The sequence below is a fragment of the Arthrobacter sp. ZBG10 genome (assembly GCF_001238605.1).
Lineage (GTDB): Bacteria > Actinomycetota > Actinomycetes > Actinomycetales > Micrococcaceae > Arthrobacter.
On record NZ_LFQH01000060.1, the window covers coordinates 33,437 to 46,339 of the forward strand.

Annotated in this window: 13 protein-coding genes; 8 read left to right on the top strand and 5 right to left on the bottom strand. The window is 66.5% G+C overall.

Annotated features, from left to right (window positions below; all coding sequences use genetic code 11):
• Nucleotides 1-24 precede the first annotated feature (24 nt).
• The gene (locus ACU18_RS14730; RefSeq protein WP_050686703.1) at nucleotides 25-807 is read right to left on the bottom strand and encodes an IclR family transcriptional regulator; all 783 of its coding nucleotides are present in this window, start codon (nucleotides 805-807) and stop codon (nucleotides 25-27) included.
• Between the two features lie 217 nt (nucleotides 808-1,024).
• On the opposite strand from ACU18_RS14730, the gene ACU18_RS14735 reads away from it, so the two are divergent.
• Nucleotides 1,025-2,383 (top strand): aspartate kinase, encoded by a 1,359-nt coding sequence (locus ACU18_RS14735; RefSeq protein WP_050686704.1) that lies wholly within the window; start codon nucleotides 1,025-1,027, stop codon nucleotides 2,381-2,383.
• Between the two features lie 41 nt (nucleotides 2,384-2,424).
• On the opposite strand, the gene ACU18_RS14740 is transcribed toward ACU18_RS14735, so the two are convergent.
• A complete protein-coding gene (locus ACU18_RS14740; protein WP_050686730.1) occupies nucleotides 2,425-2,640 on the bottom strand; it encodes a hypothetical protein in 216 nt (71 codons plus the stop codon).
• A 141-nt stretch (nucleotides 2,641-2,781) separates the two neighbouring features.
• Nucleotides 2,782-3,024 (bottom strand): hypothetical protein, encoded by a 243-nt coding sequence (locus ACU18_RS14745; RefSeq protein WP_050686706.1) that lies wholly within the window; start codon nucleotides 3,022-3,024, stop codon nucleotides 2,782-2,784.
• A gap of 79 nt (nucleotides 3,025-3,103) precedes the next feature.
• Between ACU18_RS14745 and ACU18_RS14750 the strand changes: the two genes are divergently transcribed.
• The 4 genes from ACU18_RS14750 to ACU18_RS14765 are packed head-to-tail and all read left to right on the top strand — an operon-like array spanning nucleotide 3,104 to nucleotide 5,436.
• Nucleotides 3,104-3,589, top strand: coding sequence for a MarR family winged helix-turn-helix transcriptional regulator (locus ACU18_RS14750; RefSeq protein ID WP_050686707.1), 486 nt, complete (start codon nucleotides 3,104-3,106; stop codon nucleotides 3,587-3,589).
• A 15-nt stretch (nucleotides 3,590-3,604) separates the two neighbouring features.
• Nucleotides 3,605-4,171: a serine protease inhibitor gene (locus ACU18_RS14755; protein ID WP_050686708.1), complete on the top strand. Its 567-nt coding sequence runs from the start codon at nucleotides 3,605-3,607 to the stop codon at nucleotides 4,169-4,171.
• Entirely contained in the window at nucleotides 4,158-5,105 is a 948-nt protein-coding gene (locus ACU18_RS14760; RefSeq protein ID WP_050686710.1) for a hypothetical protein, read from the top strand. The genes ACU18_RS14755 and ACU18_RS14760 overlap by 14 nt, the downstream gene beginning before the upstream one ends.
• Nucleotides 5,089-5,436, top strand: coding sequence for a hypothetical protein (locus ACU18_RS14765; protein WP_050686711.1), 348 nt, complete (start codon nucleotides 5,089-5,091; stop codon nucleotides 5,434-5,436). Before ACU18_RS14760 ends, ACU18_RS14765 begins: the two co-directional genes overlap by 17 nt.
• A gap of 114 nt (nucleotides 5,437-5,550) precedes the next feature.
• On the opposite strand, the gene ACU18_RS14770 is transcribed toward ACU18_RS14765, so the two are convergent.
• Both ACU18_RS14770 and ACU18_RS14775 read right to left on the bottom strand, forming a co-directional pair.
• The gene (locus ACU18_RS14770; protein WP_432245543.1) at nucleotides 5,551-8,742 is read right to left on the bottom strand and encodes a S8 family serine peptidase; all 3,192 of its coding nucleotides are present in this window, start codon (nucleotides 8,740-8,742) and stop codon (nucleotides 5,551-5,553) included.
• A gap of 357 nt (nucleotides 8,743-9,099) precedes the next feature.
• Entirely contained in the window at nucleotides 9,100-9,282 is a 183-nt protein-coding gene (locus ACU18_RS14775; RefSeq protein ID WP_050686714.1) for a hypothetical protein, read from the bottom strand.
• A 255-nt stretch (nucleotides 9,283-9,537) separates the two neighbouring features.
• Here ACU18_RS14775 and purS point away from each other — a divergent pair, with 255 nt between their 5' ends.
• From purS to purL, 3 genes are read left to right on the top strand one after another with little or no spacing between them, the layout of a single operon-like run.
• Nucleotides 9,538-9,789 carry a phosphoribosylformylglycinamidine synthase subunit PurS gene (gene purS / locus ACU18_RS14780; RefSeq protein WP_050686715.1) on the top strand — a complete coding sequence of 84 codons (252 nt, stop codon included), beginning with the start codon at nucleotides 9,538-9,540 and terminating at the stop codon, nucleotides 9,787-9,789.
• Nucleotide 9,790: 1 nt separating this feature from the next.
• On the top strand, nucleotides 9,791-10,564 hold the full coding sequence (gene purQ / locus ACU18_RS14785) for a phosphoribosylformylglycinamidine synthase subunit PurQ (protein ID WP_050686717.1): 774 nt from the start codon (nucleotides 9,791-9,793) through the stop codon (nucleotides 10,562-10,564).
• A complete protein-coding gene (gene purL, locus ACU18_RS14790; protein WP_050686718.1) occupies nucleotides 10,561-12,870 on the top strand; it encodes a phosphoribosylformylglycinamidine synthase subunit PurL in 2,310 nt (769 codons plus the stop codon). Before purQ ends, purL begins: the two co-directional genes overlap by 4 nt.
• Nucleotides 12,871-12,903 lie beyond the last annotated feature (33 nt).

Genomic DNA, 12,903 nt, shown 5'->3' on the forward strand with positions numbered 1-12,903 from the left:
TCACGGGTCATCCCCCGGCGCTTATCATTGTGCTTCGGCCCGCTCCGGCATCACATGGCCAAGCGCAGACTCAAGCCACTTTCCCCACGAAATCAGAGCCGCCGCGCAGGCCTCCCGCCGCGGCTCAAGCCGTGTTTTGGACCCCACGATCTGCAGCGCAGCCACCACCTCGCCCTTGAAATCCCGGATCGGAACAGCCAGTGAATAGAGGCCTGGCTCGGCTTCTTCGTCGACCACGGCGTACCCTCGGGCCCGCGCTTCCCGCAGCCGGCTGAGGAAATCCTCGGCGTCCACGGGTGTGCTGGGGCCGTGCCGAACGAAGTCGGCTGCGGCGAGCACGGTCCGGACCTCGGTATCCGAGGCTTCCCACAGCAAAGCCTGGCCCGCGTCGCTGCAGTAGGCGGGGTACGGCCGGCCCAGCCAGGAGCCCACCATGTTGCTGCTTGCCGGAACATTTTCGCCGATGGTCACGGTGCTGTCCCCATGCAGCACTCCCAGGAAACATCCTTCATCCGTCTCCCGGGCCAGGCCTTCCAAGGCGATGGCACCGTCCGTCTGCAGCCGCTGTTCGGTCAGCAGTTGGGCGTCGGTGAAAAGCGACCAGTCCAAGGCGTAGGATCGTTGATCCCGGCGCTCCAGGAAGCCTTCCTGCTGCGCACCGCGCAGGCTCCGGGAGACCTGGCTTCGATCCTTGCCGAGATCCGCGGCTATGCCGGCGACCGTTCCGCCGGGAAAGCCCTTGGCGGCGCGGGCACCGACCGCCAGGACGGCCATGATCCCGCGTCCCATGCTGGATGTCGTAGGCATGGCTCCGATTCTAGCCCCGCACTGCGTCGCCGGAATGCCCTCGCGCCCGGGCCGGAATCCGGCACTTCCGTGACCGCGGAAAGGCCCAATGGCCGGGATGCGGTCACAATTGTCCGCCGCGTTGCGGGCGGCGATAAACTGTCGGAGGAAGTCGCGCCATGCCGGCGTCAGGCTGCCAGGCCTCCAGAATTCCAACTGATCCAGTGAAGGTATGCGCATGAGTACGCCCACTACCGAAGTGCACAACGCAACCGAGCAGCAGGTGCTGCCCACCGGCCGTGCGGTGACCAAACAGCTCATCGTGCAGAAATTCGGTGGCTCTTCAGTCTCCGACGCAGCCGGCGTGAAGCGCGTGGCCAAACGCGTGGTGGACGCCCAGGCCGCCGGCAACGAGGTTGTGGTGGTGGTCTCCGCGATGGGCGACACCACTGACGAGCTCCTGGACCTCGCCTCACAGGTCACCGATTCCGCTCCCGCCCGCGAAATGGACATGCTCCTTTCTGCCGGCGAACGGATCTCCATGGCGCTGCTGGCCATGGCCATCAACAAACTCGGCGCCTCTGCCCAGTCGTTCACCGGTTCGCAGGCGGGCATGATCACCGACGGCATCCACGGCAAGGCCCGGATCATCGACGTCGATCCGCACCGCATCCGGACCGCCCTGGACAAGGGCAACATCGCCATCGTCGCCGGTTTCCAGGGCATGAGCCGCACCACCAACGAAATCACCACCCTGGGCCGCGGCGGCTCCGACACCACGGCTGTGGCCTTGGCCGCAGCACTGGAAGCCGATGTCTGCGAGATCTACACCGACGTCGACGGCATCTACACCGCCGATCCCCGCGTGGTTCCCTCCGCCCAGAAAATCGACACCATCTCCAGCGAGGAGATGCTGGAACTGGCAGCGTCAGGCGCCAAGATCCTGCATCTGCGGTGTGTTGAGTACGCACGCCGGTTCGGCGTTCCGCTGCACGTCCGATCCTCATTCAGCCAGCACGAAGGCACCTGGGTCATTCCCAGCGCCGAAGACAAGATCACCACTCAAGAGGGAGTTGCCTTGGAGCAGCCAATCATCTCCGGCGTTGCACATGACCGTTCCGAAGCCAAGGTCACCGTTGTTGGCGTCCCGGACATTCCCGGCAAGGCCGCAGCGATCTTCCAGGTCATCGCCGACGCACACTCGAACATCGACATGATTGTGCAGAACGTGTCCACCCACGGCACCGGCCGGACGGACATCTCCTTCACGCTGCCCATCGTGGAAGGCGCGGACGCGCTGGCTGCGCTGCATGCGGCGCACGACCAGATCGGCTTCGAGACCATCGAGTACAACGAGCAGATCGGCAAGCTGTCCCTGATCGGCGCCGGCATGCGCTCACACCCCGGCGTTTCAGCGACGTTCTTCAAGGCGCTCTCCGACGCCGGGATCAACATCAACATGATCTCAACGTCGGAGATCCGCATCTCCGTGGTGACCCACGCGGACCTGCTGGATGAGGCCGTGCGCGTCATCCACAACGCCTTCGACCTGGACAGCGACAGCGAAGCCACCGTTTACGGCGGCACCGGACGCTGACGCTGCGGCTTTGACCCGTTGGCGGCCCGGCAACCGGGCAGTCAGCGGGTCCCGCCGGTGTCCTCGCGCCGGACGGCGTAGTGATGTCCGGTTGAATCTGATTCCACTACAAAATGCGACAGGTCCTCTTCCGAGGCCTGCTCGAATTCGTCGTGCCGGTGCACCACCGGTGTATCGGCGTCGAGCCTGGTGGCGGGACCGAAGACGAACCGGAGCCTGTCGGTGAGGCCCATAAACCCCTTGAGTGCGTGTGCCACTGTTTCCACCCCCTTCCCTGCAGGGTAGGACTCGAGGCCGCCGTCATGGGCGAGCCAGTGACCCCATTTTACGCTTGGACCAGCGAAAAGGACCGGGCTTCCCCCGGCCGGAAGACGCCGGGAGGCGGGGACCTCAGGCTGTCACCGGAGGGATTTGTCGTCCGGGTTCCGGGGTACCACGTAGGTGCTGCCGTCCGGCCGGGTCAGCGTTTCCCACTGCTGGCTCTCCGCCTGGCGTTCGGCCAGCAGCTTCCGGTTGTCCTCCGTCATGGCGTGGCCCAGCGACGAACGGTTTGCCGGGCCGAACACGGCCCGGAGCTTTCCGGTGGCCCGCATGAACCGCTGAGAGGCGTTTTCCCTGCCTTCGGGGCTGGACTTACCCATGGACCTGGATTCCTTTCATCCACCGACTACCTGATCCCAGTGTAGGCTAATAATTAGTGCACTAACAATTGGAGGTCTGATGACCAACCGCGCCGACGCCCCGGCTGAGGATGACCTGCTCCTGGAACAGCAATTGTGCTTCGCGCTGACAGTTGCCGCCCGGAGTGTGGTGGGGGCCTATAAACCCGTGCTGGAGAAACTGAACCTCACCCACCCGCAGTACCTGGTGATGCTGTGCCTGTGGGAGGCCAGTCCGCGTACGGTCAGGAACATCAGCGACGCCCTGGCCCAGGAACCCGCCACCATTTCACCGCTCCTGCGGCGGCTTGAGGCCGCCGGCCTGATCACCCGACGCCGCGCCGACGGCAATGAACGTGCCCTGGCCGTCGACCTCACGCCCGCGGGCGCGGACCTCCGGAACGAAGCGCTCAAGGTCCCGGGCACCATGATGGACAGGCTGGGCCTGACCCGCAGCGAGGTGGCAGGCCTGCACGCGTCCATGATGGGCCTTATCGCCGCCACAGCCGGTTCGCCGGAGGCGCGCACCGCTAGAATTGAACAATGACGGGAGTACCTGCAGATGCGTAGCGCGCGGTGGCACCTGGCACTCTTTGTGCTGGCGGCGGGCCTGCTGGCGTCCTGCTCCGGCGCTCCTGGCACGGTCGCCCCATCGTCAGCTCCTGCCGCCTCAGCCTCAGCCTCAGCCTCAGCCTCAGCAGACCCTGACCCGCTGCCTGATCCCGGGAGCACAGTACCTGCACCCTCGCCGGAAGCCAGCCCGCCGCCGTCGGCCGGCCCAGGGCAGGGCGACGCGGAACTTGCCATTTCCGTGGTTCCTGACGTGGGCCAGGAACCCGTGAACTACACCCTGGTGTGCCGGGCGGGAGTTCCGGCCGCCGAGAGCAGCCATCCCACTGCCCAGGCCGCCTGCGCCGCGTTGAAGGCCAACGCGGCGCTGCTCAGTCCGCCGAAACCCACGGCCGCGGTGGCCTGCACCCAGCAGAACGGCGGCCCCCAGAAGGCCACCGTGACCGGGGTGGTGGACGGCGTGCCCGTTGACACCGCTTTCAGCCGCAACGACGGCTGCGCCATTGGCGCCTGGAACACCGCCCGCAGCATCCTGGGTCCAGCCGGTGGAGCAGTTTAGCGTCCTGGCGCCGGACCAGTGGCAGGCGCTGGAGCGCGCCCACCAGGACCGCGTCAGCCGCTACGCCGATCCCTACCTTGCCCGCCGGTCCGCGGGCCGGAAGCATCCCGTGGAGGACTTCCTTTTCACTTACTACACCCAGAAGCCGGGCCAGCTGCGCCGCTGGCATCCCGGCGCGGGCACCGTGCTGCTCGGCCCACCGGCTGCTGCCCGCAGCAGCTGGAAGCATTACCGGACGCTTGACGACGGCGAACTCGCCGGGCTGGGGATTGCCGCCGGAACCAGCGCTGTCACCGTGGACCGGGCCGCCTTCCTGGCCGACCGCAGGGACGCTGTGGTGTTCGCGGACGTCATCCTGCGGGGCACCGCTGCCCGGCCCGCCCAGTTCGGCTGCTTCGGCCTGCATGAATGGGCGATGGTGTACCACCAGGACAGGTTTGACCTGCGCCACGAGTACCTGCAGCTCCGGCTCGGCTCCAAAGGTACGGACAAGGTGGTGGAGGACAACCGGATCCGCTGCACGCACTTTGACGCGTTCCGGTTCTACACCCCTGATGCCACGCCGCTCAACGAGCTCGAACCGACCCGGGAAAACCAGCGGCAGCTGGAACAGCCCGGCTGCCTGCACGCCAACATGGACCTCTACAAATGGGCGTACAAGCTGACGCCGGCCTTGCCCAGCGAGCTGGTCATGGACTGCTTCGAACTGTCCTGGCGGGTGCGGGCCATGGACATGAAGGCTTCCCCATACGACCTGGCCGAGTGGGGCTACCCGCCCATCCGGATCGAAACACCTGACGGCAAAGCGGACTATGTGGCCCGGCAACGCGCTTTCGCCCAGGAGGCAGCTGTCCTCCGCAGCAGGCTGACTGCCGCCCTCCACACGGCAACGGCCGTCGAGGAAAGGGACGTTGACCATGCCCGCACCGCTTGAGCTTCGTTTGGCCATCCGCCTCAGTGACACCCCTGACGGCCCGCACCATGACTTCTCTCTGGTGGCCAGCGAGGGAGTGCTGGCCGACGGCTCCACCGTCCCGGATCCGCAGGCAGCCCTCGCGGCGGTGCTCCGGTACGGCGAAGGTATTTTCTTTCCCAAGCCGGGACCGCCCAGGATCTGCACCCAGCAGTACGGCGGCCCACAGCGGGCCGTTATCACCGGCACGTTCGGGGGCCGGCAGGTCCACACCGAGCTCTCCCTGACGGACGGCTGCGAAATTGCGCGGTGGCGGGCCCTGGCGCCCCTGCTGGGCGGAACCGCCACCTAACCTCCGCCGAATCTCCCCGCCTTCGAGGGAACAGCAACGGCGCACCGCTTGGAAAATGCGGCGCGCCGTTGGTGTTCACTGGCGAAGCTGGGGAATTTCAGCGGTCAGTGCCGCCTACACCCCCAGGTCTGCGTTGCCGGAGTTCTCCGGCAGCTCCTGCTTCTTCTTCTCCTTTTTGACCTTGTCCTTTTTGTCCTTCTTGGACGGGTCCGTCTGCTCGTCGTCAGGGACGACAACCGGCGCACCCGGGGTAACCACCACGGAAACGAAGGTGGGCTGGGCGCCGCCGGAGTAGTTCACGCGGCCGATGTAGGAACCCGGTGCCAGGTTCTTCCAGTCCAGCGTCACCTCACCGGCGGAACCGTTGGCCAGCCGGAGCGGGTTGGGGCTCACCGTTGCGTTACCCACGTTGGCGCCCAGCACCGCAGCGTCCAGGGAAGCCTTGGTGGGCTGCCCGTTGGGGCTTGCATAGAGATTGGCGAACATGGTGTAGACACCTGCCGGCGGGTTGACGACGGACACCGACTCGCTGGCGGACACCGTCTGGGCGGCAAGCTGCCGTCCGTCCGGGGCGAAGACCAGCAGGTCGAAGTCAGCGGTCTCGTCCGATGAGAATACGGAGAACTTGGCCAGCGGAGACCCTGCAGCCACAGTAACCTGCTTCACGGCGTTGGCCGGGTTGTTGGCCAGGGCCAGCGGGCCGGGGACCAGTTCAATGGCGGTGGAGTCCGCCTTGGACAGCCCATCCACGGTCATGCTGATCGGCGCGTTGGTGCCGGACACCACGGGGATCTTCCCCTGTCCATTGCCACCCACCGAGCTGAAGGCGGCGTTGGCCGGGGCCACTGCCGACTGCGGCCGGACGGCCACCGGGGATGCGACGTTCTTGCCGGCGCCCTGCCACACCAGGCTGCCCATGGCGAACTGGCCGGTGGGTGCTGAGGTGTTTTCGAACTTGACCTTGAACGTCCGCTTTTCGCCGGCGGCGCTGAAGTTCAGGATCGACGGCGTGACGGTCACCTTGACGCCCGGCACATTGGCCTGCGCCCGGTAGAGGCCCGGGGTCAGGGCGGTGACGGTCCGGGTCACTTCGGTTTTGCCGGTCAGTGCGCCGAGGGCGAAGGATGCCACGTTCATGTCCCGCGGAGCGGTGCTCCCCAGGTCCGGGATGCCCAGGTCGAGGCCTGTGCCCTGGATGAACTTGAGGTAGTCGTTTTCGTTGGCGTCGTACACCAGGCCCGGATCGAGGACCTTGGCCACGGAGACCTGGCCGGCGCCGGTGGCGAAGACGTCAGTGTTTTTGCTGCCGTCCGCGTTCTTGACGTCAGCGGCCGTGGTCATCATTGCCGACTTCACGGTGGCCGGTGACCAGGTGGGGTTCTTGGCCAGGACCAGGGCACCGAAACCGGCCACATGAGGGGCGGCCATTGAGGTGCCGGACATCATGCCAAACTGGGCGCCGCCTTCGGCGATGGGTGAAACGCCAGCCAGGACAGCGACGCCGGGAGCGGCAACGTCAGGCTTGAGCAGATCCGAACCGGTGGCCAGCAGCGGTCCGCGTGAGGAGAACCCGGCGATCTGCGGCTGGGGTGCCTGCGGCAGTCCGGTGGTGTCCTTATTAACCAGGGCCGCCGTGATCTCCGGATTGGCCGCCAGCTTGTCCTTGATCTGCTGGGTTGCCGGCGGGTTCACGTGCACGGTGGGTACTGCGTGCTGGTCCACGTCCTCGGAGGATGCAGTGACGTTGACCAGGATCATGCCCACACCACCCGCACGCTTGACCTCGGAGCTCTTGGCGACGCGGTCCACTACCCCGCGGTCGCAGACCACAATCCGGCCCGTCGCTTTGGCGGGGTCCAGGGTGTTGGGTCCGCACAGTTCCGGGCTGGCTGCGCCTGCGGCAGCAGCGTTGGCGGCCAGGACCAGCCGGCTGGCCGGGACGTTGTTGGCCATCAGGCTGGCGCCGCGGAACTTGGTGCCGTCGGCGAATTCGACGGTTCCCTGCAGCTCAGTGGAGAAGGAGCTTGCGGCGACTGTGGTGAGCCACGGAGCACCGTGGTTCACGGTGCTGGCCGTGGGGCCGGAGTTGCCTGCGGAGGCAGAGACGAACACGCCGGCCGAGGCTGCCGAGAGGAACGCCAGCGCCACCGGGTCGGTGGTTGTGGAGGTGCTGCCGGAGATGGAGTAGTTCAATACATCCACGCCGTCCAGGATCGCCTGGTTGATGGCGGCCACGGAAGCGGAGCTGTAGCAGCCGCCCGTGTTGGGATCCGTGTCTTCCCAGCAGACCTTGTAGATGGACAGCTTGGCGGCAGGGGCCACGCCGCCGGTGATGCCCATGTCGCGGGCTCCCAGGTTGGCCCGGACATTGGCGTTGCCGGCCGCAGTGCTGGCGGTGTGGGTGCCGTGGCTTCCCACGTCAACGGGCGACAGGACTTCTTCAGGTGCGCGGTCCTCGACCGGGACGTAGGCCTTGAAGTCGTCAGCGAAGTAGCGGGCGCTCAGGACCTTGGAGTTGCAGGCGCTGCCGTCAAAGTCAGCGCCGGTGCCCTCACCCTTTTGGCACTCGCCAACGAACGTGTCGCCGTCGGACTTCAGCATGGCGATGTTGCCGTCGCCGTTGCGGTAGGGAACCCCGACGACGGGTGCGCCCTCGAGCGGCTTGACGTCAGCGCCCGCGAAGAAGGGGTTGGAGGGCGTGTAGCCGGAATCGATGACACCGACCACCACGCCCTTGCCGGCGTTCTCCGTACCGCCGAATGACGTGTTCCAGATGCCCTGCGGACCGGACAGCTGGAGGAAGTCGGTGGTGGAGTAGTCAGGGGCGTTTTCGGTGTCCGGTGCCACCATCAGGACTTTGGGGTCCTTGGCCAGGTTCAGCGCCTGATCCGCGGACAGGTCGGCGGTGAACCCGTTGATGGCCGCGGTGAACGTGCGCTTGATCTGGACGCTTTCGTCCTTGGCCACTTCCTTCTGCCGGGTTTCCAGGTGCTGCTGGTACCGCTGGACCTCGGGCTTGGAAGCGTCCAGCTTTTTGCCGGTCTGGGGCTTGGTTGCGCTGAGCCCGTCGGTGCCGCCATCGTAGGTGGCCGCCGGTTTTTCGGCCAGCACTACGATGTACCGGCCCGCCTGGTAGTCCTTCGGGTCAACGTTTTTCTGCTGGACGGACGGGACCTGTCCCGCGGCGGGGGCCGCGGTGGCCGGCATGACGGCTACTGATGTGAGGAGTAATGGAATGCCGATGGAGAGCGCCGCCGCCCTCCGGACCCCTGGGCTTCGAAGGAAGCTCTTGCCTGCTGATTTCACGGGTGGTTTGAACCTTTCCTAAAGGAACGCTCCCGGCGGTGCCGGGCACACGAAGCCAGCCTGACGATGTGACAGATTTTGTCGGCCTTTTCCCGAGGCTGGCCGAACTCACACTACAGACTGAGAGCTAAATATGACATAGGTAACACGCAAGATTCATACGGTGTCACGTGAATTTACACAGCCTTTACACAGCCGGTGGGCGTAGTCTCCTGCGGCGGGCACGGGCACGGTTGCGGGCCGGAGAGGGGTCAGGGCTTGCATAAGCGGCCGCCGGCATACGCCGGGCAGGCCGCGGCCAGCCGGTCCACAGCGTGCCGTGAAGGCGGGGCCGGGGCCTGATTGCCGGAAGGTGCCTTAGCGCGGAGTGCGCACCACGTCGCTGATCCATTGGCGGGTCTTCTCGTCAACGGGACCAGCCAGCTTGCTGTCCCGGGACAGACGGTCCGCTTTGACCTTCTGCAGCACCATCCGTCCCAGCCCGGCAAACACGGCTGCTGCCATCACGGGCAGGAGGAGCGACTTCGATTTCTCGGCCATCCAGCCATCCTAATGAAGGCCCTGCAACAACTCCAGACCCAACAGCCGCTGCGCCGGAAACGAGGCGGCCGTCACGGGCCGGCCGGCGGAAGCAGCCGGATGCGGAACGGGGCGCTGCGGCCGGTAGAATAGGTACGCAAGCTCGCGGAGCGCCCGTCCTCACTGTCCATTGCCGGCAGATCCCACCTTCGGAACGGCGTGAGACGGCATCACTCCGCTGCGCCCTTACCCAAGCTCACGCACAGGAGTTGCCGGATGCCCCGGATCGTTGTTGACGTCATGCCCAAGCCCGAGATTCTGGACCCGCAGGGGAAGGCAATCGTAGGCGCCCTCCCCCGGCTGGGCTTCACCAGCTTCAGCTCTGTCCGCCAGGGCAAGCGGTTCGAACTGACGGTGGACGGCGAGGTGACCGAGGAGATCCTGGCCCAGGCACGCGATGCCGCCGCGACGCTGCTCTCCAACCCCGTTATTGAGGACGTTGTCAACGTCGAGGTCGTCGAGGCCTGACATGACTGAACTTCCCCTCATCGGCGAAGCCGTCGCCGTCGCAGCGGTGCCGCGCCTGGCAGGCGCCCGGATCGGCGTCGTCACGTTCCCCGGCACCCTTGATGACCGCGATGCCGCCCGCGCCGTCCGGCTGGCCGGCGGAACCGCCGTCCCGCTGTGGCATGCCGACACCGCCCTTGGTGACGTGGACGCCGTCGTAATTCCCGGCGGCTTCTCCTACGGCGATTACCTGCGCGCCGGTGCGATCGCCCGGTTCGCGCCGCTGATGTCAAAGATCATCGACGCCGCCAACTCCGATGCGAAGCTCCCCGTCCTGGGCATCTGCAACGGCTTCCAGATCCTGACCGAGTCGCACCTGCTGCCCGGTTCCATGATCAAGAACGACCACTTGAAGTTCCTCTGCCGCGACCAGGTGCTGCGGGTCGAAAACAGCAACACCGCCTGGACGCTTGACTACCAGGCGGGCCAGGAAATCACCGTTCCGCTGAAGAACCAGGACGGCCAGTACCTCGCCGACGAAAAGACGCTGGACGCCCTGGAGGCCGAAAACCGCGTGGTGTTCCGCTACGTGGGTTTCAACCCGAACGGCTCCCGCCGGGACATCGCCGGCATCTCCAACGCGGCCGGCAACGTGGTGGGCCTGATGCCGCACCCGGAGCACGCAGTGGAAACCGGCTTCGGCCCCGAGTCGCTGGACGGCATCGGCGGCGCGGACACGGACGGGCTGGGCTTCTTTACCTCCGTTTTGACCAAGATTGTGGGAGGCGACAAGTGAGCACCGAAACCACCAAGAAGTTCAACATCGACACGGTGGCTAACGCCGAAAAGTCGCCGGACACCGAGCTGCCCTGGGCCGAGCTGGGCCTGAAGCAGAACGAGTTCGATGACATCCTCAAGGTCCTGGGCCGCCGCCCCACCGGCGCGGAACTGGCCATGTACTCGGTCATGTGGAGCGAGCACTGCTCCTACAAATCCTCCAAGAACCACCTGCGCCAGTTCGGCGAGAAGGTGACCCCGGAGATGAAGAAGGACATGCTGGTGGGTATCGGCGAGAACGCCGGCGTGACCAACCTCGGGGACGGCTGGGCCGTGACCTTCAAGATCGAATCGCACAACTCGCCGTCGTTCGTGGAGCCCTACCAGGGCGCCGCAACCGGCATCGGCGGGATTGTCCGCGACATCATCTCGATGGGCGCCCGGCCCGTTGCCGTGATGGATCCGCTGCGCTTCGGCGCCATCGACCACCCGGACACCGCACGCGTTATGCACGGCGCCGTGGCCGGCATCGGCGGCTACGGCAACTCCCTGGGCCTGCCGAACATCGGCGGCGAAATGGTGTTCGACGCCGTTTACCAGGGCAACCCGCTGGTCAATGCCCTAGCCGTGGGCGTGATGCGCCACGAGGACATCCGCTTGGCCAATGCGTCCGGCAAGGGCAACAAGGTGGTCCTGTTCGGTGCACGCACCGGCGGCGACGGCATTGGCGGCGCCTCGGTGCTGGCCTCCGAGTCCTTCGACGACACCAAACCCTCCAAGCGGCCCGCCGTGCAGGTAGGCGACCCCTTCGCGGAGAAGGTCCTCATCGAGTGCTGCCTTGAACTTTTCAAGGGCTCCCTCGTGGAAGGCATCCAGGACCTGGGCGCAGCCGGCATCTCCTGCGCCACCTCGGAACTGGCCTCCAACGGCGATGGCGGCATGGCCGTCGAGCTGACATCGGTGCTGCTCCGCGACCCCACACTGACGCCGGGCGAAATCCTGATGTCAGAGTCGCAGGAACGCATGATGGCAGTGGTCACCCCGGAGAACGTCGCGGCCTTCGAAGCCGTGATGGACAAGTGGGCCGTGGAATACGCCTGGCTGGGTGAAGTGACCGACAGCGGCCGCCTCATCATCACGTGGGAGGGCGAGGTGATTGTCGACGTCGACCCCCGTACCGTGGCGCACGACGGCCCGGTCTACGACCGCCCGTTTGCCCGTCCCGACTGGCAGGACGCCGTCCAGGCTGACCTGTTCACCGGGTCCGTGCAGGACGCCGGGCGGCCCGCCGCCCCGGCCCAGCTTGCGGCGGCAGTCACCGAACTGGTGGCGTCCCCCAACATGTGTTCCAAGGCCTGGATCACGAACCAGTACGACCGGTACGTGGGCGGCAACACCGCCATGGCGTTCCCGGACGATGCAGGCGTGGTCCGCGTGGACGAGGAATCCGGCCTGGGCGTTGCCCTGGCCACGGACGCCAACGGCCGCTACACCTACCTCGATCCGTACCACGGCGCCCAGCTGGCCCTGGCCGAGGCCTACCGCAACGTCGCCACCTCCGGCGCCGTCCCCATGGCCGTCAGCGACTGCCTGAACTTCGGGTCCCCGGAGGACCCGGACGTGATGTGGCAGCTTGCCGAAGCCATCCGCGGCCTGTCCGACGCCTGCATGGTGCTGGGCATCCCGGTCACCGGCGGCAACGTTTCGCTGTACAACCAGACCGGCACCACGCCGATCCACCCCTCACCGGTGGTGGCTGTGCTGGGCAAGCTCGACGATGTCGCCCGCCGCACGCCGTCGGGCTGGCGGGAAGACGGCCAGGCCATCTACCTGCTGGGCACCACGGCCGCGGAGCTGGACGGTTCGGAATGGGCCAACATGCGCGGCCACCTGGGCGGCCTGCCGCCCAAGGTTGACCTCGACGCCGAACGGGCGCTGGGCGAGATCCTGATCAACGCCTCCCGCGACGGCATGGTCGACTCCGCGCACGACCTCTCCGAAGGTGGCCTCGCAGCCGCCCTGGTGGAGTCCTCGCTGCGTTACGGCGTGGGCGCCCGCATCGCCCTGCAGGATGTTATGGACCGGGACGGCGTGGACCTGTTCACGGCGCTCTTCTCCGAAACCCAGGGCCGCGCCGTGGTGGGCGTCCCCCGCTCCGAGGAAGTCCGCTTCACGGACATGTGCACCGCCCGCGGTTTCGCGCACACCCGGATCGGCGTGGTGGACGCGGACAGCGGAACCCTTGCCATCAACGGCGTGGACGAACTGGCGCTCGACGCACTCCGCGAAGCCCACGAAGCGACCCTGCCGAAGTACTTCGGCTGAACCGTAACACCGCCAGCGCGGGGTCGCCTCCGG